The 24883-nt window shown below is 72.6% G+C and carries 13 protein-coding genes; 10 read left to right on the top strand and 3 right to left on the bottom strand.

The features are described 5' to 3' along the window. Positions 1 to 12 precede the first annotated feature (12 nt). Genes AC1RL8_RS05975 through AC1RL8_RS05965 form a run of 3 tightly spaced genes read left to right on the top strand, consistent with a single transcriptional unit; the run spans position 13 to position 4308 of the window. The gene (locus AC1RL8_RS05975) at positions 13 to 810 is read left to right on the top strand and encodes an efflux RND transporter periplasmic adaptor subunit (protein ID WP_369646535.1); all 798 of its coding nucleotides are present in this window, start codon (positions 13 to 15) and stop codon (positions 808 to 810) included. A 28-nt stretch (positions 811 to 838) separates the two neighbouring features. Further along, on the top strand, positions 839 to 2191 hold the full coding sequence (locus AC1RL8_RS05970; RefSeq protein WP_492684195.1) for an efflux RND transporter periplasmic adaptor subunit: 1353 nt from the start codon (positions 839 to 841) through the stop codon (positions 2189 to 2191). Beyond that, a complete protein-coding gene (locus AC1RL8_RS05965; RefSeq protein ID WP_492684194.1) occupies positions 2185 to 4308 on the top strand; it encodes a site-2 protease family protein in 2124 nt (707 codons plus the stop codon). The genes AC1RL8_RS05970 and AC1RL8_RS05965 overlap by 7 nt, the downstream gene beginning before the upstream one ends. Before the next feature lie 60 nt (positions 4309 to 4368). Here AC1RL8_RS05965 and AC1RL8_RS05960 read toward each other — a convergent pair whose 3' ends face one another. After that, the gene (locus AC1RL8_RS05960) at positions 4369 to 4503 is read right to left on the bottom strand and encodes a hypothetical protein (RefSeq protein ID WP_260684871.1); all 135 of its coding nucleotides are present in this window, start codon (positions 4501 to 4503) and stop codon (positions 4369 to 4371) included. Between the two features lie 149 nt (positions 4504 to 4652). On the opposite strand from AC1RL8_RS05960, the gene AC1RL8_RS05955 reads away from it, so the two are divergent. Next, on the top strand, positions 4653 to 5150 hold the full coding sequence (locus AC1RL8_RS05955) for an arsenate-mycothiol transferase ArsC (protein WP_070061203.1): 498 nt from the start codon (positions 4653 to 4655) through the stop codon (positions 5148 to 5150). Between the two features lie 6 nt (positions 5151 to 5156). Here AC1RL8_RS05955 and AC1RL8_RS05950 read toward each other — a convergent pair whose 3' ends face one another. Continuing rightward, positions 5157 to 5477, bottom strand: coding sequence for a hypothetical protein (locus AC1RL8_RS05950; protein ID WP_062482657.1), 321 nt, complete (start codon positions 5475 to 5477; stop codon positions 5157 to 5159). Between the two features lie 266 nt (positions 5478 to 5743). On the opposite strand from AC1RL8_RS05950, the gene AC1RL8_RS05945 reads away from it, so the two are divergent. Continuing rightward, positions 5744 to 6001 carry a hypothetical protein gene (locus tag AC1RL8_RS05945; RefSeq protein ID WP_062482654.1) on the top strand — a complete coding sequence of 86 codons (258 nt, stop codon included), beginning with the start codon at positions 5744 to 5746 and terminating at the stop codon, positions 5999 to 6001. A 235-nt stretch (positions 6002 to 6236) separates the two neighbouring features. Here the strand turns inward: AC1RL8_RS05945 and AC1RL8_RS05940 are convergent, their stop codons facing one another. After that, positions 6237 to 6608 carry a hypothetical protein gene (locus AC1RL8_RS05940; RefSeq protein ID WP_095745878.1) on the bottom strand — a complete coding sequence of 124 codons (372 nt, stop codon included), beginning with the start codon at positions 6606 to 6608 and terminating at the stop codon, positions 6237 to 6239. A gap of 234 nt (positions 6609 to 6842) precedes the next feature. Between AC1RL8_RS05940 and AC1RL8_RS05935 the strand changes: the two genes are divergently transcribed. The 5 genes from AC1RL8_RS05935 to AC1RL8_RS05915 all read left to right on the top strand — a co-directional run bounded on the left by AC1RL8_RS05935 (position 6843) and on the right by AC1RL8_RS05915 (position 24842). Then, positions 6843 to 7565, top strand: coding sequence for a secretin and TonB N-terminal domain-containing protein (locus tag AC1RL8_RS05935; RefSeq protein WP_492684193.1), 723 nt, complete (start codon positions 6843 to 6845; stop codon positions 7563 to 7565). 5 nt (positions 7566 to 7570) lie between these two features. Further along, the gene (locus tag AC1RL8_RS05930) at positions 7571 to 8131 is read left to right on the top strand and encodes an RNA polymerase sigma factor (protein WP_095745876.1); all 561 of its coding nucleotides are present in this window, start codon (positions 7571 to 7573) and stop codon (positions 8129 to 8131) included. Continuing rightward, positions 8118 to 9119 carry a FecR family protein gene (locus AC1RL8_RS05925; RefSeq protein WP_492684192.1) on the top strand — a complete coding sequence of 334 codons (1002 nt, stop codon included), beginning with the start codon at positions 8118 to 8120 and terminating at the stop codon, positions 9117 to 9119. The genes AC1RL8_RS05930 and AC1RL8_RS05925 overlap by 14 nt, the downstream gene beginning before the upstream one ends. A 153-nt stretch (positions 9120 to 9272) precedes the next feature. After that, on the top strand, positions 9273 to 22925 hold the full coding sequence (locus tag AC1RL8_RS05920; protein ID WP_492684191.1) for a filamentous hemagglutinin family protein: 13653 nt from the start codon (positions 9273 to 9275) through the stop codon (positions 22923 to 22925). Positions 22926 to 23183: 258 nt separating this feature from the next. Further along, complete coding sequence (locus tag AC1RL8_RS05915) at positions 23184 to 24842, top strand: ShlB/FhaC/HecB family hemolysin secretion/activation protein (RefSeq protein ID WP_492684190.1); 1659 nt, start codon at positions 23184 to 23186, stop codon at positions 24840 to 24842. Positions 24843 to 24883: the final 41 nt, after the last annotated feature.

Below are 24883 nucleotides of genomic sequence, written 5' to 3'. Positions count from 1 at the left end.
GCGAGCCCGCCCTTGAAACCGTCGTCCTTCTCCGCGCTTCGCATCGGCGTGCTCCTGGCGTGCGCACTGGGCGGTGCGCTGCAGGCCGGTGCTCAACCGGCACCCGCGCCGCGCAGCGCCCCGGCGGGTGCGCCGGGCAACCTGGCGCCGGTGCGCTTTCTCGTGGTGGCCGCGCAGGAAAGCGTGCTCTCGGCCTCGGCCCCGGGCCGCTTCGCGAAGGTGCCGGTGAGCCTGGGCGACACGGTGCGCGCGGGCCAGGTGCTGGCCGCCTACGAATGCGACGAGATCCAGGCGCGCCGCGCCGCCGCACGGGCCGAGCACGAGGCCGCCAAGGTGCAGTACGTGGGCAAGCTGAAGCTGCAGGGCCTGCAGTCGGCGGCCGAGATCGAGGTCGAGCTGGCGGCGGCCAACGTGAACAAGGCGCAGAGCCAGGTCCGCATCTTCGACGCGCAGATCGCGCAGTGCAATTTCGTGGCGCCGTTCGCCGGCAAGGTGGCGCGCGTGCATGTGAAGGTGGGGCAGGGCGTGAACCCCGGCGCGCCGGTGGTCGAGCTGGTCGGCAACGGCCCGCTGAAGGCGCGCATGAACGTGCCCTCGCAATGGCTTGCGTGGCTGAAGACCGGCCAGCGCCTGGACGCCACGGTCGACGAGACCGGCGCCGCCGTGGTGCTGAAGGTCACGCGCGTGTCGGGCCGCGTGGACGCGGTGAGCCAGACCATCGAGATCGAGGCCGAGCTCGCGGGCGACGCGGCCGGCCAGGTGCTGCCGGGCATGAGCGGGCAGGTGCGCGCGCCGGTCGGCAGGGGATGAGCGCCGCGCGCGGCAAGGGCGGGGCGTCGTGACCGATCTCGCGTTCCATGCGCTGGCCGCGAAGGTGCGCGCGGCGCAGCGCCCGGCCGACCTGGCCTTCCTGATCTGCAACGAGACCCACGCGATCGCGCCTTACCGGCAGGCCGCGCTGGTCGGCTTCTTCGGCGCGCGCCGCACGCGGCTGGTGGCGCATTCGGGGCTGGCCGATGTGGAGTCCGACTCGCCCTATGCGCTGTGGCTGGCCTCGGTGGCCGACCACCTGAAGGCGCGGCTGGACGAACTGCCGGCCGCCGCGCGCGTGCTGGCGCTGTCGCCCGGCATGCTGCCGCCGGCGCTCGCCGCGTCATGGGCCGACTGGCTGCCCGACCAGGTGTGGGTGCTGCCCATGGCCGACCCCGACGGCCGCGCGCGCGCCGCGCTGTTCCTGGCGCGCGAGGCGCCGTGGCCCACCGAGTTCGATGCCAAGGCGCCCGAGTTCTTGCTGCTACAGGCCGCCGCGATGTACGGCCATGCGTGGTGGGCGCTGACCGGGCGCCGCCGCTCCATCGGCACGCTGCTGCAGGAAGCCTGGGCGTGCAAGCCGCTGCGCTGGGCGCTGGCGCTGCTGCCGCTCGCACTGCTGGTGCCGGTGCGCGAGTACGCGTTGCTGCAGGCCGAGGTGATCTCCACGCGCAGCCAGGTGATCGCCTCGCCGCGCGACGGCGTGATCCGCCGCATGACCGTGCCGCCCAACACGCCGGTGGTGGCCGACCAGACCATCGCCGAGCTCGACGACACCACGCTGGACAACCGCCTGGCCGTGGCGCGCGCGGCGCTGTCGACCGCGCGGCTGGAGCTGCACCAGGCCTCGCAGCGGGCCATCGAGTCGCAGTCGGCCAAGGCCGAGCTGAGCCTGGCCGAAGGCAAGCTGCGCGAACGCGAGGTGGAGGTGGGTGCGCTGCAGCGCGAAGTGGCGCAGCTGCAGATCAAGGCGCCGGCGGCGGGCGTGTTCGTGTACTCCGACCCCGACGACTGGGCCGGCCGTCCGGTGCAGACCGGCGAGCGCGTCGGGCTGCTGGCCGACCCGGCCGTGCTCGGCGTGCAGGCCTGGGCGCCGGTGAGCGAGGCGGTCAACCTGGCGCCGGGCGCGCCCATGACCTTGTTCCTGCGCGTGGCGCCGCTGGACCCGGTGTCGGCCCGGCTCGACCACGCCGGCTACCAGGCGGTCGAGGCGCCCAACGGCGTGGCCAGCTACCAGCTGCGCGGCCACCTGAGCGAGCCCTCGGGCGTGGCGCGCATCGGCCTGCGCGGCACGGCGCGCGTGTCGGGCGAGTGGACCGTGCTCGGCTACCTGCTGCTGCGCCGGCCGTTCGCGGCGGCGCGGGAGTGGTGCGGATGCTGAGCGGCACGGCGCCCGCAGGCCGTGGCGCCCCTGCGGGTGCTGCAGCGCCACCGCCGTGGCCGACGCTGCGCGAGGAGCTGCAGATCCATCCGGCCGGCGCCAACGGCGACGGCTCGCCGGCCTGGCACGTGTGCGACCCGGTGCGCAACCTGTTCTTTCGCATCGGCTGGCTGGAGTTCGAGATCCTGCAGCGCTGGCCGATGGCCGATGCCGCGCGCATCGCGCAGGCGATCGAACGCGACACCCCGCTGGCGCCCGACGCCGACGACGTGGCGCGCTTCCAGGGCTTTCTCGAACAGCACCAGCTGCTGCGCACCGTGCGCCGCAAGCCGCCGATGCCGGCCTGGCGATGGCTGCTCAACAACTACCTGTTCGTGCGCATTCCGCTGGTGCGGCCGGCACGGCTGCTCGAGAAGATGCTGCCCTGGGTCGAGTGGCTCTACAGCCGCTGGTTCGTGGCGCTCAGCGTGCTTGCCGCCGGCGTCGGCGTGCTGCTGGCCACGCGGCAATGGGACACGGTGGCGGCCCAGTTGCGCGGCGCCATCAGCTGGGAGGGCGTGCTGGGTTTTGCCGGCGCGCTCGTGGTGTCGAAGCTGCTGCACGAGATGGGGCACGCGCTCATGTCCACGCGCCACGGCGTGCGCGTGGGGCACATGGGCGTCGCGCTGCTCGTGATGTGGCCGATGGCCTACACCGACACCGGCGAGAGCTGGAAGCTGGCGCGCTCGCAACACCGCCTGGCCATCGCGTCGGCCGGCATCTGCGCCGAGCTGGTGCTGGCCGCGTGGTCGACGCTGCTGTGGGCCTTCATGCCCGACGGCGACCTGCGCAACGCGCTGTTCTTTCTGGCCACCACGGCCTGGGTGCTCACGCTCGCGGTGAACGCCAGCCCCTTCATGCGCTTCGACGGCTACTACATGCTGACCGACGCGCTGGATTTTCCCGGCCTGCACGAGCGTGCCGGCCAGCAGGCCAAGCGCGCGCTGCGGCGCTGGCTGCTGGGCTTCGACGATCCGTCGCCCGAGACGCTGACGCCGGGCTTCCGGCGCTTTCTCATCGCCTTCGCGTTCGCCACCTGGGTCTACCGGTTGGTGCTGTTCATCGGCATCGCGGTCGTCGTCTACCACGCGTTCTTCAAGGCGCTGGGTGTGTTCCTTTTCATCGTCGAGATGGGCGTGTTCGTGGTGCGGCCGGTGATGGCCGAGCTGCGCGTGTGGCATGCGCGGCGCGGCGAGATCAGGCCGCGGCGGCGCATCGTGGCGGTGCTGCTGTTCGCACTCGTGGCGGCGGTGCTGCTGGTGCCGTGGCACGGCGGCATCTCGGCGCCGGGCGTGATCCGGGCCGGCGTCGAGCAGCCCGTGTTCTCGCCCTACGCGGCGCGGCTGGCGGCGATGGAAGCGAACGACGGTGCGGCCGTGGCGGCGGGGCAGTCGCTGGTCACGCTCGAAGCGCCCGGCCAGACCGAGGAGCGCGAGAAGGCGCGCGTGATGTCCAGCGCCTACGCGCGCGCGGCGCGCGGCGCCATGGGCCTGGAAGAACGCCCGGCGGCGCAGCAGGTGCTGGCCGAGCAGCAGGCCAGCCGCTGGGACACCGAACGCCGCGCGCGCGACGCCGAGCTGCTGCGCCTGCGGCTGGTGGCGGCGCACGGCGGCACGCTGCGCGACGTCGATCCGCTGCTGCAGTCCGGCACGTGGGTGGCGCCGTCGCAACTGATGGCGATGGTGGTCGACGGGCGGCGCTGGCGCGTGGAGGCGCTGGTGCCCGAGCACGACCGCCAGCGCCTGGCGGCCGGCAGCCGCGCGGTGATCCTCGTGAAGGGCCGCACGCGCAAGCTCGAAGGGCAGGTGCGCGCCATCGACAACAGCCCGGTGCGCCGGCTGCCGCACCTGCTGCTGGCGCAGGACCACGGCGGCCCGATCGCGCTCAACCCGACCGCGCAGAAGAAAGACCTGCGTCCGGCCGAAGCCTGGTTCCGCGTGACGGTGGAGGGAGAGGACGATGCGCCGGTCGATGGCGTGCGCGAGGTGCGCGCGCATTTCGAAGGCACCCGCGAGAGCCTGGCCCGCCGCTGGGTCCATGCGGCGACCTCGGTGCTGATCGAGCAGTCGGGGTTCTGAACAAGCGCGCCCGCTTGCGCCGGCCGGCCACGTGCCGGCAGGCGATGCCCGCGGTCTGCCTTACAGCCGGGTGTGCTCGGAGCGCGGCAGGCGGTCCTGGTCGGAACGCAGGACTGCCAGCATGCTCATGAGCGTCACGCCCGCGGCAAGACCGACCAGGAAAGCAAGCACAACGAGGGAAGGGTCGGTTGTCATGCGGTTCTAACGCCGACCCATCCCGCAAGGTTTACGAGTGTTTACACTTATTTGTCATGTCTGCAGGTCCGGGGTAAACAGGCGTCTGCAAAAGGGTCCCTGTGCTTCGGCACCCACCTGCCACACGGCGTGGCTATAGTCGTTCGACCATGCAGAAACGGATCGAGGTTGTCTTTGTCTCGCGGCGCAATTCGCTGCGCAGCGTGCTGGCCGAGGCCTGTCTTGCCCACCTCGATGCGAAGCGCTTTTCGGTGCGCTCGTGCGGGCAGCCGGGGCGGCTGGCGGCGGACGTGCACCCCGCGGCCGTCGAGGCACTGGGCAGCGCCGGCATGGCCTTGCCGACCTCGCCGCCGCGCAGCTGGGACCTGCTGGCGCGCGCGGGATCGCACAACGCCGATGTCGTCATCACGCTAGACCCCTCGCTCGAACCGCTGCAGCCGCGCTGGCCCGGCCAGCCCGATGCGGCGCTGTGGCCTTACCCCGACGTGGCCGGCGCCAACACCGGCCCGGACGACGCGGCGCATGGCGCGCTGCAGGTGCTGTATTCGCTGCGCCGCCGGCTCGAATTGCTGGTCAACCTGCCGCTCGTGGGCGCCGACCGCAGCGCGCTGCGCTCCGACATCCGGGACATGGCGCACATGCGCTGACGCGCGCTAGGGCGCGGCGAGCCGCAGCACGAAGGTCTTGGTGTGCGGGTCGGTGAGAAACACCTGCGCCACCTGCCAGGCCTGCGCATGCGCGTCGCGCCAGGCGGTGGCGTACTTGATGTCCAGGCGGGTCATGGGCGGTTCGTCGAGCCGCTCGAGCCGGCGCCAGAGCCGGTAGCAGTGCGCGACCTGCCGGGGCGAGCCGAGCAGTTCCTCGAGTTTGATGCGGTAGGTGAATGCCGCCACCATCACGTCGCGCACCGTGACGTTGCGGCCCTCGACTTCGATGGTGTAGAGGTGCTCGGCGGAGTGGATCTCGTCCTTCATGCGGCGGCGCGGAAATCGGGGCGGACGGTGTCGACCTGCGGGGCAGGCCGGTCGGGAGGATGCGCAGAAAGAGGGAGACGGATCACGGCCGCTCCATCCTAGATGGCACGCTGTTTCGGCGCGAGTGCCGAAAGTCATGCGGATGTTCACACATGGTGTCCCTTTGCGCGAAGCGCGTGAAATTGTTATTAAACGAAATTAAATGCTAATACCTAGGAACTATGTCCTAGGGCGGCGCCGGCAGTAGCCCTAAGCTCCTCACTGACATGAGCGCCACACAGCAACATCTTTTCGTCGAACTTTCCGACGGTTGGTCCAGCGAGATCGACATCCGCCAGACCACCGGCGGCCGCTATGCCGGCGTGGCCGAACTCCGCCTGCGCGGGCTCAAGCGCGGCGTGCTCGTCTTCATGCAGCAACCCTCGCTGGACGCCGCGGTCGCGCGCGTGCGCCTGCGGGCCAGCCAGTTCGCCCGCGAGCGCCTGTCGCTCGCCGAAGCCCGGACCGGCGCACGGGCGAGCTGACCGGGTTCATCCGCTCCCCGCGGTTGAAGTTTTTCTATCCCGGCCATCGGGATTGCCAAACCCGCTGCGCCCGCAAGCGGCGCACCATCGAGGCTCACGGATCTCACCGATGGAGCACACGACATGTTGAAGACCTTCAGGAAAGCCGTGGGCGTCGCCATTTCGCTGGCCGGGTTCGTGGTGCTGGTGACCCAGCAACTCTGAACGCCCGGCCTCTTTTCCCGCATGCCGCCGCTCAGGGCCGGGGCGGCAGCAGCGGCGAGGTGTACACCGCCGGCGGCGGACGCTGCGGATACACCGAGGTGCCGAAGGTGTTGCCCATGCGATGCCCGGTCGCCGCGCGATTGAACAAGCCCAGCTGATTGCCCGGCCGCTGCGTGATCGCTTCCGAGGCCAGCCCGGGCGCCGCGTCGTCCGGCCCGCGTGCCGGCATCGTGGGTGCGAGCTTGCGGGTCAGGCAGTCGTAGGCGGGCGTGCGCTCGCCGTTCACCACCACTTCGACGCAGCTGCCGTCGGCCTCGCCGCCACCGGAGGGCGGCGTCTGCGCCGCCGCGCCAGTGCCGATCACCGAGAGCATCACGCCGAACAGCCACACACCGACGCGCATCGTTGCACCCCAGGAAAAAAGAAGAAGAAACGCCGTGCCGCGATCACGGCCAACCGGGCAGTCTGGGCCCCGTGCAAGTCAGGAAGAAGACGGAATCTCGCGAGGTCGGAAGTGTGAACGAAACGTCACATGTCGGTCATGCGCGGTCGCTAGTCTCGCCCGCACGCTCACCCGGGCCGCACGGCGGACGGCCGCTTTCCAGATCCTTCGTTGCTGCTGTTGATCCTCCGTCACATGACACGTACTTCCGCATCGGGCGGTGGCCTGACACTGTCCTGGTGCCTCGTCGTGGCGCTGGTGATGTGCGCCGCCCACGCCGCGGCAGCCGACGACATGGCGAGCGACGCGCCGGCGCTGCATTTCGATCTGCCGGCGCAGCCGCTGGCACGCTCCCTCGCCGTCTTCGGCCACCTCACCGGTCACTCGGTGCTCGTCACCAGCCGCCTGACCGACGGCCGCGAGGCGTCGCCGGTGCAGGGCGACTTCGCGCCGCGCGACGCGCTGCAGCGGATGCTCGTGGGCACCGGGCTGGTGGCGCGCTACACCGGCGCCAGCGCGTTCACGCTCGTGCCGACACAGTCGGCGACCGCCGTCCCCGACGAACGCGCGCCGGCGGGCGCCGCCCCGGCCGGCAATGCCCCCGCCTTGCAGGCTTACGCGGCTGTCCTGCAGGGCGCGGTCACGCGCGTGCTGTGCATCGCGCAGCCCGACGCCTTCGGCCGCTACCGGCTCGCGGTCCAGTTGTGGATCGACCCGGCGGGCGCTGTCACCGAGGCCCGCCTGCTCGAGGGCAGCGGCGTGCCGGCGCGCGATGCCACGGTGCTTGCCAGCCTGCGCACGCTCGGCCTGGACACGCCGCCGCCGGCCGCGCTGCCGCAGCCCGTCACGCTGCTGCTGACCCCGCGCCCCGACCCGGCGCGCGACTGCCGGCCGTACCTGCGCGCGCGCGCAGGCTGAGTCGCATGTCCGAATCGATCAAGGCCTCGCTGCGCGCGCTGTTCCTGGCGCGCTACGCGCAGTTCCGCAAGCACCTGCACCACCGGCTCGGGTCGGAAGACCTCGCCAACGACGCGCTGCAGGAGGCCTACCTGCGCGTGGAGAACTCGACCGTGCGCAGCGCCGTGCGCTACCCCTCGGCCTACCTGTTCCGCATTGCGCTCAACGTCGCGGAAGACCAGCGCAAGAGCAATTCGCGGCTGCTGAGCGTGGGCGAGGTCGAGGCGCTGTACGACATGGCCGACGAGGCCGCCGACCCCGCGCGCGGCGCCGAGGCGCGCAACGAACTCGAGGCGCTCGAGCGCGCGCTGGCCGAGCTGCCGCGCCGCCGCCGCGCCATCGTGCTGGCCGCGCGCGTCGACGAGATGCCGCACAAGGACATCGCGGCGCGCTACGGCGTGTCGGCGCGCACCGTCGAGAAGGAACTGCGCGCCGGCCTGGAACATTGCTGCGAGCGGCTCGGGCGGGATTTCATCCAGCGCTTCGGTCCTGGCGCCGGAAAACAGTCTCCCCATGATGACCGCTGAAGAATCCCAGGCGACCGAGGCCATGAAGCAGACCCTGCAACGCGAAGCGCAAGCCTGGGTGGTGCGGCTCGGCTCGCAACAGGCCACGGAAGACGACGCCCAGGCCTTCCGGCGCTGGTGCGCGCGCAGCCGCGACCACGCGCAGGCCTTCGTGCAGGCGCGCCAGGTGTGGCAGGCCATGGCGCCGGCCGCGCAGCGCGTGCGCCAGCAGGAAGCGCGCGAGGTGGCCCGCCGCCTGCCGGTGCCCGGCCGCCGCGCCTTCCTGGGCGGCGCGGTCGCGGCGTCGGTCGCCTACCTCGCGGTGTCGCCGCCGCTGGCGCTGTGGCCCTCGGTCGCCGAGTGGGGCGACGACTACCGCACCGCCACCGGCGAGCAGCGCGAGGTCGCCATGGGCGACGGCGTGGTGCTGCAGATGAACACGCAGACGCGCATCAACCTGCGCCGCGGCGCAGCGTCGGAGCTTGGAGGCGACGCGATCGAGCTGGTGTCCGGCGAGGCCGAGGTGCTGGCCGGCGGTCCGGCCTCGGCGCGCGTCACGGTCGCGGCGGGCGGCGGCACGGTGTCGGCCGTGCGCGCGCGCTTCAACATCCGCCACCTCGACGGCGAGGTCTGCGTGACCTGCCTCGCGGGCCAGGTCGACGTGGCGCAAGGCACGCAGCAGGCGCGGCTCGACGCAGGCCGGCAGCTGCGCTACGGCCCCGCGGGGCTCGGTGTCGTCACCGGCGTGGACACCGGCCCCGTCGTCGCCTGGCGCCGCCGCCAACTGGTGTTCGACCAGGTGCCGCTGTCGCAGGTGGTGGCCGAGGTCAACCGCTACCGCCACGGCCGGCTCATCCTCACGAACGAGGCGCTGGGCCGCAGCCGCGTGCAGGCCAGCTTCTCCATCGACCGGCTGGACGACGTGGCCTTCCTCGTGCGCGACGTGTATGGCGCCGAACTCACGCAGCTGCCCGGCGGCATCGTGCTGCTGGGCGCCGCCAGCGCCTGAAGTGCGTTGCAGCGTGCCGATCCGCGTGTTCGTGAAGATTTCGTGACATGGTGCAGTCGCGCCGGACCTTCGCTGTCATAGCTCGGTAGTCCACGGGCCCTTGCGCTTCGTGGCCCCGATCGAGCAACGAAACACGAACCCATGGAAGTCCGCATGCAACGCAGCAGCCGCCGCACGGTGTCCCGGCGCAATCCGCCGAACGCGTCCTCTTCTTCTTATTCGTCTGCCGCATTCGCGCAGGTCCGGTTCACGCCGCTGGTGCGCGCCATCGCGCTGCTGCTGGCCGGCGGCGCCGCGTTCGATGGCGCGCAGGCGCAGCAGGCGTTCAGCGGCGCGTGGATGGCGCAGAAGAACATGACGCAGAGCACCGCGCTCGCCACCGGCCGCCTGCCCAACGGCCTGCCCGCCGCGATGCTCGCGGGGCCGCAGGCGCAGCAGCAGCGTGCCAATGAACAGCTGCAGCAGTCCCTCGGCAACCTGAACCTGGCGGCGCGTGCCATCGCGGCGCAGCAGTCGGCGCAGGCCGCGGCGCGCGCCGCCGCGCAGCACGATCCGTCGGTGCCCGACGGCCTGGCCGAAGGCGGCCTGAAGGTCGACACGAACGCGCTCACCGCCGGCTGGCACAACGCACGTCCGCTCACGCCCGATTCGCAGCGCCTGGCCGCAGGCCGCACCGTGGTCACGGTCGAGCAGACGGCCGACAAGGCGATCCTCAACTGGGAGACCTTCAACGTCGGGCGCAACACCACCGTGAAGTTCGACCAGCAGGCCAGCTGGTCGGTGCTCAACCGCGTGAACGATCCGAAGGCGCGGCCCTCGCAGATCCAGGGGCAGATCCAGGCCGACGGCACGGTGATGGTCGTGAACCGCAACGGCATCGTGTTCAGCGGCAGCAGCCAGGTCGACACGCGCAACCTCGTGGCCGCGGCCGTGGGCATGAGCGACGCGCAGTTCAAGCGGGGCCTGTACAGCGAAACGCGCGGCAGCACCCAGGTGCCGGTGCTGGCCAACGACCTGGTGCTCCACGCCACCGGCGCCACGCACGGCGCGGCCACCGCCGACGTGGTGGTGGAGCCCGGCGCGCGCATCGCCACGCGCCGGCCCACCAGCGTGACCGAGGGTGGCGGCTACGTGCTGCTGGCCGGGCGCGAGGCGCACAACCACGGCAGCATCACGACCGCCAACGGCCAGACCGTGCTGGCCGCCGGCGACGCCTTCGTGATCCGCAAGGGCATGGGCACCGACGGCAACAGCGACTCGAGCACGCGCGGCAACGAGGTCGATCCGCTGCGCCTGGCCGGCAGCGCCGCGGGCCGCGTGCGCAACACCGGCCTGATCGCCGCGCCGACCGGCGACGTGACCCTGGTCGGCAAGACCGTGGAGCAGCAGGGCGTGCTGCTGTCCAGCAGCTCGGTCAACACGCGCGGCACGCTGCACCTGCGGGCGGTGGGCGAAGCCGGCGAGGCGCGCGTCACGCTGGCGCCGCAGAGCACCAGCGCGATCGTGCTGGAGAACGACGGCGCGACCGCGCTCGACGTGCAGCGCGACACCCTGCTGAAGGACTCGATGCGCCTGAGCGACGGCGGCTACAACCGCCGCGACCAGTCGCTGGTGAAGATCGACTCGGCCGGCGACATCGACTTCGACGGCGGCTCGCTCACCCTGGCCACCGGCGGCCAGGTGCAGGCGCGCGCCGAGCGCCGCACGCGCGTGGCCAGCGGTGCCGCCATCGACGTGGCGGGCGCGGTCGGCGTCGGCGTGGCCATGGCATCGAACAACGTGAAGATCAACGTGCAGGGCAACGAGCAGCGCGATGCGCCGCTCAACCGCGACGGCAAGCGCCTGAACAACCTGGACATGTGGATCGACCGCCGCGACCTCGTGCGCGTGGCGGCCGGCGTCAACGGCTACGCCGGCGAGCGCTGGTACACCGGCGGCGGGCTGCTGGAGGTCGGCGGCTACCTCAACACCGACGGCCACACGGTGGGCGAATGGGCCGCGTCGGGCGGCACGGTGGCCTTCTCGGGCGGCGAGCTGGTCACGCAGCGCGGCTCGCGCATCAACGTGGCCGGCGGCACGCTCGACGTGCAGACCGGCCGGCTGCAGCAGAGCTGGCTCAAGGGCCCCGACGGGCGCCTGTACAACCTGTCGACCGCGCCGGCCGACATCGTCTACACCGGCCTGTACCGCGGTTTCGAGGACGAACACGCGCGCTGGGGCAAGACCACCACCGGCTACTTCTACAACCCGCTGATCGCGCCCCGCGAGCGGCTGGAGAACGGCTACACCGTGGGCCGCGATGCCGGCCAGGTGCAGGTCGGCACGCGCGCCGCGGTGCTCGAAGGCGACATCGACGCCACCGTGTTCCAGGGCGAGCGCCAGCAGCGCAAGCGCGATGCGGGACTGGACAGCTACCGCCAGCTGCAGACGGCAGCACCGCTGGCCGGGCGCCTGGTCATCGGCGGTGTGGCGCCGGTCTACGATGCCGCCACCGGCCTGCTGCGCGACAACCCTTCTGCGCGGGTCGACCGCGTCACCTTCGCCGAGGCGCCGATCTCGCCCGCCGCGCTGGCCGATGCACTGGCCGCCGGCGAGGCGCTGCCGAAGGAGCTCGCGGGCCACGTGCGCATCGACAGCCGGTGGCTGCAGCGCCAGCGCCTGGGTGGCGTCGTCGCCTATGCGAACGACACGGTGGCGGTGACGTCCGCGCTCGCGGTCGCGCCCGGCGGCAGCATCGCGCTGCACGCGCCCACGGTGGCGGTGGACGCCGACCTCGTCGCGCGCGGCGGCAGCATCGCGCTGGGCGATCTGGTCAGCCGCTTCGCCAGCGCCAACGGCGGCAGCTGGGTCGACATCTCCATCGCCGACGTGCTGCCGGTCGGCTACGCGCCGCGCGTGGCGGTGGGCGAGGGCGTGCGGCTGGATGCGCGTGGCCTCTGGAGCCACATCGCGCAGTCGCCCGATCGCATCGAGGGCCTGCCTTACGTGGATGGCGGGCAGGTGACGCTGCGCAGCACCGGCGATGTGGTGCTCGGTGCGCGCAGCCTCGTCGATGTGTCGGGCGGCGCGGCCCTGCTGGCCGGCAACGAACTGCGCGGCGGCCGCGGCGGCGACGTGACGCTGATGGCGGCCCAGCCCGGCAACGAAGGCGCGGGCCCGGGCACGCTGCGCATGGACGGCGAGGTGCGCGGCCACGGCGTGAAGGGCGGCGGCAAGCTGACGCTGGCCAACGGCGCGGCCATCGGCATCGGCGAGCTGCCTGCGGGCGGCGACGGACAGCTCACGGCGGGGCGCAGCAGCACCGTGCACCTGCGGCTGGCCGGCGACTACGTGATCGCGGCCGGCAGCGAGATTCCGATGGACTTCGCCGTCACGGTGTCGCGCGCGCTGCCGGGCGAGGCGCTCAAGGAGAGCGTGCAACCCGGCGTCAGCAACGCGCGCACCGTCATCACCGGCGCCGACTGGGTGGTGCCGCCGGGCACGCAGGCGTTCCTGCTCGACGGCAAGGGCTACGAGCCGGGCCAGACGGTGCCGGCCGGCAGCGTGCTGGCGGCCATCACCCTGCTGGCCCAGGGCTACGTGCTGCCCAGGGACGTTTTCCCCTCGGGCCTGCCGATCCCGCCCAAGACCACGTCGTACAAGGCCGGCACGGTGGCCGCCGCCGACACCGTGATGCCCGCGGGCACGCCGATCGTCGCCGGCACCGCGCTGCCGCGCGCGGTCGCGGTGCAGCCGCTGCTGCGCCTGGACACCGACCTGTTCCACAGCGGCTTCGCGCAGTACACGGTGCGCGGCCAGGACGGCGTGGCCGTGGCCGACGGCGCGCGCGTGGACGTGCGCATGCCGGTGCAGCGCTTCGACCCCGTCGCCGGCGCGCTCGCGCCCACCGGCGCCGACCCGTCCACCGCGCTGCCGCTGTGGATGCCGCCGGTGTACCAGGACGATCCGGTGAAGCAGAAGCTCACCCAGCGCGCCGGCGCCGACCTGACGCTGGAGGCCGGCACGCGCTACCAGCGCGCGCCGCTGGTGGTGGGCGAGGGCGCCCACATCGCGCTCGATCCCGGCCGCACGCTCACGCTGCGCGGCAACGACCAGATCACGGTCGATGGCACGCTCTCGGCCTGGGGCGGACGCGTCTCGCTGCTGCCGGGCGAGCACGGCATGGGCAACGCGCGCAACCTGGCCGACGGCATGCCCAACGCACGCTCGTACTGGATCGGCGAGCACGCGCTGATCGACGTCGCCGCGCGCCCCGTGGTGGCCACTGACGCGCGCGGCCACCGCTACGGCCAGGTGGCCAACGGCGGCACCATCGAGATCGGCGCGCGCCACGTGCTCGATGCCACGCAGGCGGACGCGGCCGATGCCTTCGTGGTGCTGCGCCCCGGCGCGCGGCTGGAGGCCTCGGGCACGTCGGCAACGCTCGACCTGCCAGGCCGCGGCGCGACCGAGGTCGCCAGCCACGGTGGCACCATCGCGCTGAGTTCCTTCCGCGGCCTGTTCCTGGACGGCGACATGCGCGCTGCCGCGGGCGGCGCAGGCGCGGCCGGCGGCATGCTGGTGCTGAACCTGGACACGCCCATCTACGGCACGGTGGCGCGCTACAACCTGAAGGGCGAGAACGTCGACGACGCGGTGCGCGTGCCGCGCGAGATGCTGCTGGCGCAGGTGCAGGGCCGCAGCGCGGTGGCCGATGCCGCCGGCCTGCGCCCCGGCCAGGCGCACGGCGCGCTGGCCTACGGCATGGCGCGCATCGGCGTCGACCGCATCCACGACGGCGGCTTCGACAACCTGTCGCTGCTCAGCCACGGCATGCTGTCCTTCGACGGCAGTGTCGATCTCTCGCTGGGCCAGAGCCTGCGCCTGACCACCACCGCGCTGGCCCTGGCAGAGGCGTCCGCGCCCGATGCGCGCGTGGCACTGGCTGCGCCCTACATCCGCCTGGCCGCCAGCGGGCGCACCCAGATCGACGACTACATCCTGCCCAACCCGGTGCTCGGCTCGCGCAACGCGGGCGGGGGGGCCGGCACGCTGGGCGTGCCGCTGGTGTCGGCCGGCAGTTCGCTGCGGCTGGACGCGCAGCTCATCGACCTGGCGGGCATGGTGCAGCAGGGCGTGCGCGGCACCATCGTGCGCAACGTGCCCGAGGAGCTGGTCGTGGAGCGCAACGCCTTCGACCGCACGCTGCTGCGCAGCAGCGGCGACCTGCGCTTCTCGAACAACGCCAGGTTCTACGTGCCGGGCGACCTCACGCTGGCGGCGGCGCAGATCTATCCGGCCACCGGCGACAGCGGGCTGGTGCAGGTCGGCCAGCGCAACGTCATCGACAAGTGGGGCACCCGCCAGGCCGAGATGGACATGAACCGCCGGCTGGTGATCGAGCGCGTGGGCGACACGCCGGCCATGCCGCAGTCGGCCTTCGGTTCGCTCACCTTCCACGCCGCCCACATCGAGCAGCGCGGCGTGCTGCGCGCGCCGCTGGGCGGCATCGCGCTGGGCAGCGTCTTCGGCGACACCTCCACCAGCACCGTGCAGCTGCATGCGGGCAGCCTGACCTCGGTCAGCGCCGACGGGCTGCTGATGCCCTACGGCGGCACGCAGGACGGGCTGACCTATCTCTTCAACGGCAAGGACGTGGCCTACCGCGTGCCCGGCGTCGGCCCGGCCATCACGCTGTCCGGCCACGCGGTGGACGTGCGCGAGGGCGCGGTGCTCGACATGTCCGGCGGCGGCACGCTCACCGGCACCGCCTTCCTGGCCGGGCGCGGCGGCTCCACCGACGCGCGCATGCATCCGCTGGTGCAGGTGGGCGCGCAGCGCAAGGGCTTCGTGCTGCCCGGCCTGGCAACCAACCCGGTCTATGCCATCGTGCCGGGCGTGCAGCCGCTGCAGGCGCCGCTCGGCGCAGAGAAGGGCGCGAGCGATCCGGCAGTGGGCCGGCAGATCACCATCGGCGCCGGCGTGCCCGGCCTGCCGCCGGGCCGCTACACGCTGATGCCGTCCACCTACGCGCTGCTGCCCGGCGCCTTCCGCGTCGAGCTCAACGGGCTGGCCGCGCAGGTCGGCGCGCCGGGCAGCGCGACGGCGATGCGCAACGGCTCCTACACCGCGCCCGCGCAATTGGGCGTGGCCGGCACCGGCATCCACGACGCGCTGCCGCTGCAGGCGGTGTTCACGCCGGGCGACGTGCTGCGCACCTACGCGCAGTACAACGAGACCGGCTATGCCGACTTCGCCGTGGCGCAGGCGCTGCGCGACGGCGTGCCGCGCCCGCTGCTGGAGCGCGACGCCAAGGCGCTGCGCTTCCAGTTCGGCCTGAAGGGCACGGCGGGCGAGATGCCCGGCGAACCTGCGCTGCGCTTCGCCGGCACCGCGCGCTACACCACGGTGGGCGACGGCATGGGCGGCACGGCGCTGGTGCTCGGCGGAACGGCGCGCTCCTTCGAGGTGCTGGGCGACGGCGCCGCGCCCACGCCGGACTTCAAGGGCACCTCGCTGCATGCGCGCGACCTCAACGCCATCGGCGCCGCGCAGTTGGCCATCGGCGGCGCGCCGGCGGGCACCTTCGTGCAGGACGCCACCGCGGCCGACCGGCTGAGGGACGCCAACCGCCTGGGCTTCAGCGGCGCCGCCGAGGGCATCGTGCTGCGCGAGGGCGCGGTGCTGCGCGCGGGCGAGGTGTTCCTGGTCACCGACCGCCGCGACTCGGGCATCACCGTCGAGTCCGGTGCCGGCATCGACACGCTGGGCCGCGGGCCGGCGGCCTGGGACTCGCGCCGTGGCTACATCTACGAGCCGGGCTTGCGCAGCGTGCTGGCGGTGTCCAACGGCTGGATCGACATCCAGCCGCCGTCTGCATCGAGCGGCGGCCAAACGGGCCCCGGTCGCATCGATATCGGCGTGTGCGCCCCCAGCGGCAACTGCAGCGCCGGCGCGCGGCTGTATTCCGAAGGCACCATCACCGCCGCCACCGACCAGGCCTTCACGCTGGGCGAAAGCACGCGCTACGGCACGCGCAACCTGGTGCTGGCGCTGGGCGGCATCAACGTCGGCGGCGAACGCGCGCTGGGCGATGCCGCCGCGCGCGGCGCGCTGCCGCCGGGCCTGACGCTGAACCAGTCCGTGCTCGACCGCCTGCTGCGCGGCGACACCAGCACCGGCGCACCCGCGCTGGAGAACCTGGTGTTCACCGTGCGCGACGCGGTCAACTTCTTCGGCTCCACGCAGCTGTCGACCATCGACCCCGCCACCGGCCAGTCGACGATCTCGCGCCTGATGCTGACCACGCCCGCGATCTACGGCTGGGGCGACACCGACAGCGTGGCGCGCATCCACACCGACGTGCTGGTGTGGAACGGCACCCGCACGCCGCCCGGCCTGGTGGCCACCGGCGGCGCGGGCACCGGCAGCGGCCGGCTGCAGATCGACGCCCGGCGCATCGAACTGGGCGCCGCGCGCGACATGCGCGTGGACACCGTGCACGACATGGACCGGCTGGTGCTGGGCTTCGGCGAGGTGCAACTCAACGCCAGCGAGCAGGTCACGGCGCGGCAGAAGGGATCGCTCTCGGTCTACCAGTCGCAGGGCGCGTGGGACGAGGCGGCCAAGGGCTATGTGCGCACGGGCGGCGCGCTGCGCATCGACACGCCGCTGCTGACCGGCGAGGCCGGCTCGGTGATGCGCTACACCGCCGGCGGCGACGTGCGCGTGGCCGCGCCGCAAGGCATGCAGCCGGCCACGATGACCGATGCCGACGCGTCGCGCGCGCTGGGCGCCGAGATCGCCATCGACGGACGCAGCGTGGCGCTCGATACCGCCGTGGTGCTGCCCAGCGGCAAGCTGGTGCTGCGCGCCGACGGCGATGTGCAGCTGCACGACGGCGCGCGGCTGGACCTGGCCGGGCGGCGCCTGCGCTTCTTCGACGTCGACAAGTACAGCTGGGGTGGCGACGTGGAGATCGAAAGCCGCACGGGCAACGTGCGCCAGGTCGCGGGCGCGCAGATCGACCTGTCGGCGCAGAACAACCGCGCCGGCCGGCTGGCCGTCACCGCGCTCGGTGCGGGCGCCGGCAGTGTCGAGCTGCTGGGCCGCATCGCGGGCGGCAGCAGCGGCGAGTACGACGCGGGCGGCACGGCGGTGCCCTACGCGGCGGGGCGCATCGACGTGCGCGCGCAGCGCCTGGCCGACTTCGCCGGCCTGAACCGCCGCCTGACCGACGGCGGCGTGGTCGGCGAGCGCAGCTTCCAGCTCAAGCAGGGCGACCTGGTGGTGGGCGACGAGCTGAAGGCGCGCGAGATCAACCTCTCGGTCGACGGCGGCCACCTCACCGTGGCCGGCACCGTGGACGCCGGCGGCGTGCAGGTCGGCAGCATCCGGCTGGCGGCGCGCGACGGCGTCACCCTCGGCGGCAACGCGCTGCTCGATGCGCACGGCACGCGGCTGCGCGTGGACAGCTACGGCCAGGCCATCGAGGCGCCCAACCGCGCCACCATCGAGATCGACAGCGGCCAGGGCCGCCTCGTGCTGGAGAGCGGCGCGCGCATGGACCTGCGCGCCGGCACCGACGGCACGCCGCGCGCCTTCGGCACGGTGGAGCTCAACGCGCCGCGCCTGGGCGGCGCGCGCGGCAACGACATCGACATCGACGCCGGCGGCACGCAGCGCATCGAGGGCGCGCGCACGATCACCGTCAACGGCTTCTTCCGCTACGACGACGCGCCCACGGGCACCGACCCGGACATCAGCGGGCGGCCCTACCAGCGCATCGACCAGGCCTACCTGCAGGCCAAGCACGAGGACAGCACGGCCTTCATGCGCAACGTGCTGGCCAACGGCGCGCTGGTCGACGGCCGGCTGGCCGGCCTGCGCGCCTACGGCGATGCCTTCCACCTGCGCCCCGGCGTGCAGATCGTGAGCCGGACGCCCGACGGCGACCTGCAGATCGACGGCGACCTCGACCTTTCGGCCTTCCGCTACGACAGCCTCAACGCGCGCACGCAGCGCACCGGCGTCTACGGCTCGGGCGAGGCCGGCGCGCTGGTGATGCGCGCGGGCGGCAATCTGAAGATCCACGGCAGCATCAACGACGGCTTCGACACCTCGGCGCTGCCGGCCACGCGCGACGACGACGGCTGGGTGCTGCTGAAGGGGCGCGTGCCCTTCGGCGGCGACGTGGTCGTGCCCCGCGGCGGCGCGGTCACGCTGGCCGAGAACACCTTCCTGCAGCCCGGGCGCGCGCTCAACTTCCAGGCGCCGCTCAAGGCCATGAGCCTGGCCGCCGGCACCGTGCTGCCGGTGCGCGCGGTGCTCACCGAGGGCTACACGCTGCCCGCGGGCACGGTGCTCGGCGGCGCGGTGCGCGATGCGTCCGGCCAGGTCCTTCATGCGGCCGGCACCGTGCTGGCGCAGCCGCTCGTGCTGGGCGCGAACATGCAGCTGGACCCCGGCGTGCGGCTGGCGGGCGCGGCCAAGGTCGGCCCGATGCTGTGGCCGGTCGGCGTGCCGCTGCCGTTCCCCGACGGCGCCGTGCTGGACGTCAACCAGCCGCCGTTCTACCGCTACAACGGCCCGGTGCTGGCGCGCGAGGTGCCGCTGCAGCGCGGCGCCGTCATCCCGGCCGAGACGGTGGTCGTGCTGCCTGGCGGCGCGGCGTCGGTGCGGCTGCGCCTGGCCGATGGCGACGGCAACCAGGGCCGCAACTTCGCCATCGCGCCGATGCTGGCCGAGGGCTCGCAGTCGTGGTCGATGCGCCTGGTGGCCGGCGCCGACACGCAGGCCGCCGACAGCCGCGCGCTGCAGCCGCGCGGGCCGCAGCGCGACCTGCTGCTGGCCGACACGCACTACGGCAACGCCTTCACGAAGCAGCTGGTCTCCGGCGGCAAGGTGTGGTCCTGGAACCAGCAGGCGGAGGACGAAGGCCTGGGCGGGAAGGGCGTGATCCTCACGCCGGAGGAAGTGTCCTGGGGCATGTGCGACATCGGTTATTGCGACCTGGTCTCCGAGACCCCCGAGGTCTGGGACTTCAAGTCCTACCCCGTGCGCCAGCCGCTGTTCAGCGTGGTGCGCACCGGCACCGGCGACCTGGACCTGCTGGCCGGCAACGACTTCACGCAGCGCTCGCCCTACGGCATCTACACCGCCGGCACCCGCGCCGCGGCGCGCGCGGACGACGCCGACTTCCACCTGCCGCGCGCCAAGGGCCCGCAAGGCACGGTGCTCAACGGCGGCTACGACATCTTCGAGCAGTTCGTCGACAGCCAGAGCCTGTACCGCGCCTGGTACCCCGACCACGGCGGCAACCTGCGCATGCGCGTGCAGGGCGATGCGCGCGGCGACACCATCGGCGTGCGCGGCAACATGCGCCGCACCACCGACGAACTGGGCGTGTTCCGCAAGCAGATGCCCAGCGCCATGCTCGGCAACTGGCTGTGGCGCCAGGGCACCGGCAGCGTGGTGCCGGGCGCCGAGGGCGTGCCCACCGCGTGGTGGATCAACTTCGGCAGCTACGTCGCGGGCCACGAAGGCACGACCTACGACCTCGGCGGCCTCTGGCCCTACCTAGTCGGCTTCACCGGCATCGGCACGCTGGGCGGCGGCAACCTGGTGTTCGAGACCGGCGGCAACGCCGGGATGATGGAGCAGATGGGCGACCACAGCGCCACCTACGTGGCGCGCAGCCAGGGCCTGCATCTCGCCGTGGGCAGCACCGGCCGCGTGACGCGCGCGGGCGAGCTGCTGCTGACCGGCGGCGGCGACCTGGACGTGCGCATCGGCGGCACGCTGAACCCGGCGCCCGAGGTGCGCGCAGTGCCCGCCAGCACCACCTGGCAGGCCGGCAGCCTCCAGCGCTACGACCGCATGCGGCTGGACCTGAACGGGGTCTTCGCCAACCTGCGCGGCGCGCTGCGGCTGGAAAGCGGCGCGGTGGGCGGCATCGAGCTGGACTTCGGCACGCCCGGCCCGAAGGACTCGCGCGCGCTCAGCCCCTACGTCGCGGGCTCGTCGATCGCCTCGGGCGGCCCGGTGCTGATCCCCGGCGATGCCGGCGTGCGGCTCGACGCGCGCGGCGATCTGGTGCTGGGCGGCGTGGCCGATCCGGGGCGCGTGCCCACGCTCACGCACGGCACGCCCTTCAGCGCCAACGGCACGCAGCACCCGGGCGAGGGCTGGACCTGGTTCTCGCTGTGGACGCCGTCGACCGCGATCGACCTCTTCAGCGCCGGCGGCAACCTCACGCCGACGCTGGGCTGGACCGACCTGGGCGATCGCACCAACCACCAGGCGACCGATGGCCGCTTCGTCTACCCGGCGGTGCTGCGCGCGCTGGCGGCCAGCGGCAGCCTGTACTACGGCAGCGCGAGCTCGGGCGTGCGCGACGAGTCGAGCAACGGGCCGGTGCTGTCGCCCTGGAGCCTCACGCTGGCGCCGTCGCCGGTCGGCCCGCAGTACGCGGTGAAGCGCACCGCGCAGCTGGAGCTGCTGGCGCGCGATTCGATCCATGCGGCGGGCTACACCGTCACGCCCTCGGGCGCCGATCCGTCGCGGCTGGTGGACCCGTTCCAGCCGGGCTTCGCCGCGCTGGGCGGCGAACTCTGGTACGGCCGCGAGCTGATCCACAACACGGCCGCCGACGCGCTGCTGCCCTCCATTGCACTGGACGGCCAGAATTCGTGGCTGCGCTTTCCGCTGTTCACGCTCACCTCGCCCAGCGTGGCCGACGTGGCGCCGGCGGGCCAGCCGCCGTCGCGCTTCTATGCGCTGGAGGGCGACATCGTGGGCCTGCGCACCGGCTCGATCGTCTACCGCGGCTCCAACACCGGCGTGGCGACGCCGAACGGGCTCTGGTACGAAGGCGCCGGCCCGGTGGCGATCCGCGCCGGGCGCGACATCGTCGGTGCCGGCACCGCGCTGGGCGAGGTCGATCTGGTGCCGTCGGAGGGCGCGGGCTGGCGCGGGCGCGACTTCCCCGGCCGGCCGGAACTGCCGCCGCAGCCGCAGACGCTGAACGCCGCCTCGGCGCGCGGCAACCTGATCGTGCACCGCCACGCCGACGACGTGTCGTTGGTGGAGGCCGGGCGCGACATCCGCAACAGCAGCTTCCACATCGCCGGCCCCGGCGAGCTGGTACTGAGCGCCGGGCGCGAGCTGTACATGGCCGACAAGGGCGAGCTCAAGAGCCTGGGCGCCATCGTCAACGTGAAGCCGGGCGACCGCAGCAGCGGCGCCGGCATCTCGGTGGCGGTGGGCGTGGGCCGCGACGGGCCGGACTGGGCCGGCTTTGCCGCGCGCTACCTCGACCCCAGGCGCCGCGCCGCCAGCGGCCAGCCCTTCGCCGACCAGCCCGGCACCGCGCTGTACAGCTACGGCGGCGAACTCACGCTGGCCGGCTGGCTGTCGCAGCAGTTCGGCTACGGCGGCGACGAGGCCGGCGCCGATGCCTACCTGAAGCGCAAGCAGGCCGAGATCGACGGCCAGCGCAGCGAAGGCGGCGGCAGCACGCGCCGCGACCTGGTGCGCGAGTTCGGCCTGGCCGAAGGTCTGCACCTGGTGAACTGGCTGCGCGATCGCTTCGGCGGGCGCAACAGCCAGGGCCGCCACTTCGACGCCGCCACCATGGACGCGCAGGCCTTCTTCGCCGCGCTGCCGCCCGAGCAGCAGCAGGTGTACCTGCGCAACGTGTACTTCGCCGAGCTGCGCGCCGGCGGGCGCGAGTACAACGAAGAGGGCGGTCCGCGCCGGGGCAGCTACCTGCGCGGGCGCGAGGCCATCGCCACGCTGTTCCCCGCGCAGGGCGCCGACGGCGGCGCGCGCCGCTACCAGGGCGACCTGACCATGTTCAGCAGCGCCAACTACTACGCGAGCAGCTCGGACCCGTTCACCAAGCGCCCGCAGGCCGGCAAGAGCTACCTGCGGCGCGACGCCTGGACGGCCGCCGGCCGGCCCAGCGACATCGGCGTGTACGACGCGCTCGATGCCGGCATCCACACCAACTTCGGCGGCAACGTGAACATCCTCGTGCCGGGCGGGCGCACGCTGGTGGGGGTGGACGGCGGCTTCGTGCCGGGCGAGGGCTCGGGCGTGCTGACGCAGGGCGCGGGCGAGGTGCAGATCTACTCGCTGGACAGCATCCTGCTGGGCCAGAGCCGCATCTTCACCACCTTCGGCGGCGGCATCCTGGCCTGGTCGGCGCAGGGCGACATCAACGCCGGGCGCGGCTCGAAGTCGACCGTGGTCTACACGCCGCAGCGGCGCCTGTACGACGACGCCGGCAACGTCAGCCTGTCGCCGACCACGCCCAACACCGGCGCCGGCATCGCCACGCTGAACCCGATCCCCGAGGTGCCGCCGGGCGACATCGACCTGATCGCGCCGCTGGGCACCATCGACGCCGGCGAGGCGGGCATCCGCGTGTCGGGCAACGTGAACCTGGCGGCGCTGCGCGTGGCCAATGCCGAGAACATCCAGGTGCAGGGCAAGTCCACCGGCGTCCCGGTGGTGGCGGCGGTGAACGTGGGCGCGCTCACCAACGCCAGCGCCGCCGCCTCGCAGGCCGCCACCGCGGCGCAGGACGCCGTGCAGCGCGACCGCGCGGCGCAGCGCCAGGCGCTGCCCTCGGTGTTCACCGTGCGCGTGCTCGGCTTCGGCAACGAGCCCGCGGGCGGCGAGGGCGGCGCCGGTGCCGGCCGCGAGCGCAGCGGCGCGGCCTACGACCCCAAGGGCGTGGTGCAGGTGCTCGGCGCGGGCGCGCTCACGACCGCGCAGATGCAATCGCTCACGCCGGGCGAGCAGCGGGGGCTGAAACGCTGAGCGGCTGAACCTTTGCGCTACCCGCGCAGGCGGAAAAAACACAAGGGCCTCCCATGCGGAGGCCCTTCTTCTTATGTGCGCGAAACCCGCCGCGCCGGACCTCGTGCCGATTTCTTGATGAAGTTTTCGTGACAAACGACAGTCGCCGCGCACGCCGTGCGTCTAGGTATCGGTACGCAGCAGCGACATGAAGGCTCTCCACCATGAGCCGCTGCCACGCGAGCTTCATCCTTGAGAACCGAGCTGTAAATGCATGACATGAAGAAGAACGCCCCACCGACCTGCTGGAGAGCGGTGTGGCTGGCGGTGATGGCGATCGGTGCCCCGGCGGCAGCGTTCGCACAAGCACCTGCCGCTGTCTCCACGCCGGCGCCGACCTCGGCGCCCACACCGGCTGCGGGCGCGCCCGCAGCCGCCGAACCGGCCCGCAAGGTCGACATCGCCGAATACATCGTGCGCGGCAACACCGTGCTGGACGCCCGCGCCATCGAGAAGGCGGTCACGCCCTTCCTCGGCCCCGAGCGCACGCTCAAGGACGTGGAGGGCGCGCGCGACGCGCTGCTCGCGGCCTACCAGGCGGCGGGCTACCAGTCGGTGTACGTCGACCTGCCCGAACAGCAGGTCACGCAGGGCGTGGTGTTCCTGCAGGTCAACGAGACCCGCGTGGGCCGCGTGCGCGTGGTGGGCGCCGAGTACAACTCGCCGCTCGACGTGCGCGACCAGGTGCCGGCGCTGAAGGAGGGCGGCGTGCCCGACTTCAACAAGGCCCAGGCCGAGCTCACCGCGCTCAACCGCAGCCCCAAGCGCCAGGTGATGCCGCTGGTGCGCCCCGGCACCATGCCGGGCACGATGGACGTCGACCTGAAGGTCGAGGACCAGAGCCCGTGGCGCGCCAGCGTGGGCCTGAACAACGACTACAGCGCCGACACGCGCAAGCTGCGCGCCAGCGCCTCGCTGGGCCACGACAACCTCTGGCAGATGGGCCACAGCGCCTCCATCAGCTTCTTCGGCGCGCCGCAGGACCTGAACCAGACGCAGGTGTTCTCGGCCTCGTACAACGCGCCGCTCAAGGGCACGAACTGGAGCCTCGAGGCCAACGCCTTCGTGTCCGACAGCAACGTGGCCACCGTGGGCGGTACCACCGTGCTGGGCAAGGGCCACTCGATCGGGCTGAAGGCCACCTACACGGTGCCCAACACCGGCAACTGGTGGCATGCCTTCAGCGTGGGCGTCGACTTCAAGAACAACAAGGAAGCGCTGACGCTCAAGGGCAGCGGCGACACCGTGCCGCTCAAGTACGCGCCGATCACGCTGTCGTACTCGGGCTTCCGCCAGACCGACAAGAGCCAGTACGGCGTGGGCGTGTCGCTGGTGGCGGGCACCAGCAGCTCGTTCAAGTACGGCAGCGACTGGGCGGCCTTCGACTACAAGCGCTACAAGGCCTCGCCCAGCTTCATGGTGCTCAAGACCGACCTCAACGGCGCGCACAGCTTCGAGGGCGGCACGCAGGTGGCCTTCCGCGTCAACGCGCAGATGACCGATTCGCCGCTCGTCTCGAGCGAGCAGATCGCCGCGGGCGGCATGAACTCGGTGCGCGGCTACCTCTCGGCCGAGGCCACCGGCGACTACGGCGTGGTCGGCTCGGTCGAGTTGCGCAGCAAGCCGCTCGCCTTCCTGGGCAGCACCGTCGAGAACTGGCGCGTGTACGCCTTTGCCGACGCCGCGCGGCTGCGCCTGAAGAGCCCGCTGCCCGAGCAGGCCGACCGCTTCTCGCTGTATTCGGTGGGCGTGGGCACGACCTTCAAGGTGGGCACGTATTTCTCGGGCCGCGTCGACATCGGCTATCCGCTGGTCGACGGGCCGCGCACCAAGAAGCACGACACGCAGGTGAATTTCAGCATCACCGCGAGCTACTGACCGAACGAACGACCGACGGCAACAGCCATTCCTCTTTTCGA

The organism is Variovorax sp. GW822-FHT04E09, assembly GCF_058800845.1.
The sequence above is the reverse complement of the archived record's forward strand: the minus strand, read 5'-3'. Positions and strand labels throughout refer to the sequence as shown.

Excerpts from the sequence above, each read along its gene's own strand:
- AC1RL8_RS05965 (WP_492684194.1), top strand. The coding sequence starts at position 2,185 with ATGCTGAGCGGCACGGCGCCCGCAGGCCGTGGCGCCCCTGCGGGTGCT.
- AC1RL8_RS05935 (WP_492684193.1), top strand. The coding sequence starts at position 6,843 with ATGACACGTACTTCCGCATCGGGCGGTGGCCTGACACTGTCCTGGTGC.
- AC1RL8_RS05925 (WP_492684192.1), top strand. The coding sequence starts at position 8,118 with ATGATGACCGCTGAAGAATCCCAGGCGACCGAGGCCATGAAGCAGACC.
- AC1RL8_RS05920 (WP_492684191.1), top strand. The coding sequence starts at position 9,273 with ATGCAACGCAGCAGCCGCCGCACGGTGTCCCGGCGCAATCCGCCGAAC.
- AC1RL8_RS05930 (WP_095745876.1), top strand. The coding sequence starts at position 7,571 with ATGTCCGAATCGATCAAGGCCTCGCTGCGCGCGCTGTTCCTGGCGCGC.
- AC1RL8_RS05950 (WP_062482657.1), bottom strand. The coding sequence starts at position 5,477 with ATGAAGGACGAGATCCACTCCGCCGAGCACCTCTACACCATCGAAGTC.
- AC1RL8_RS05915 (WP_492684190.1), top strand. The coding sequence starts at position 23,184 with ATGAAGAAGAACGCCCCACCGACCTGCTGGAGAGCGGTGTGGCTGGCG.
- AC1RL8_RS05955 (WP_070061203.1), top strand. The coding sequence starts at position 4,653 with ATGCAGAAACGGATCGAGGTTGTCTTTGTCTCGCGGCGCAATTCGCTG.
- AC1RL8_RS05945 (WP_062482654.1), top strand. The coding sequence starts at position 5,744 with ATGAGCGCCACACAGCAACATCTTTTCGTCGAACTTTCCGACGGTTGG.
- AC1RL8_RS05960 (WP_260684871.1), bottom strand. The coding sequence starts at position 4,503 with ATGACAACCGACCCTTCCCTCGTTGTGCTTGCTTTCCTGGTCGGTCTT.
- AC1RL8_RS05940 (WP_095745878.1), bottom strand. The coding sequence starts at position 6,608 with ATGCGCGTCGGTGTGTGGCTGTTCGGCGTGATGCTCTCGGTGATCGGC.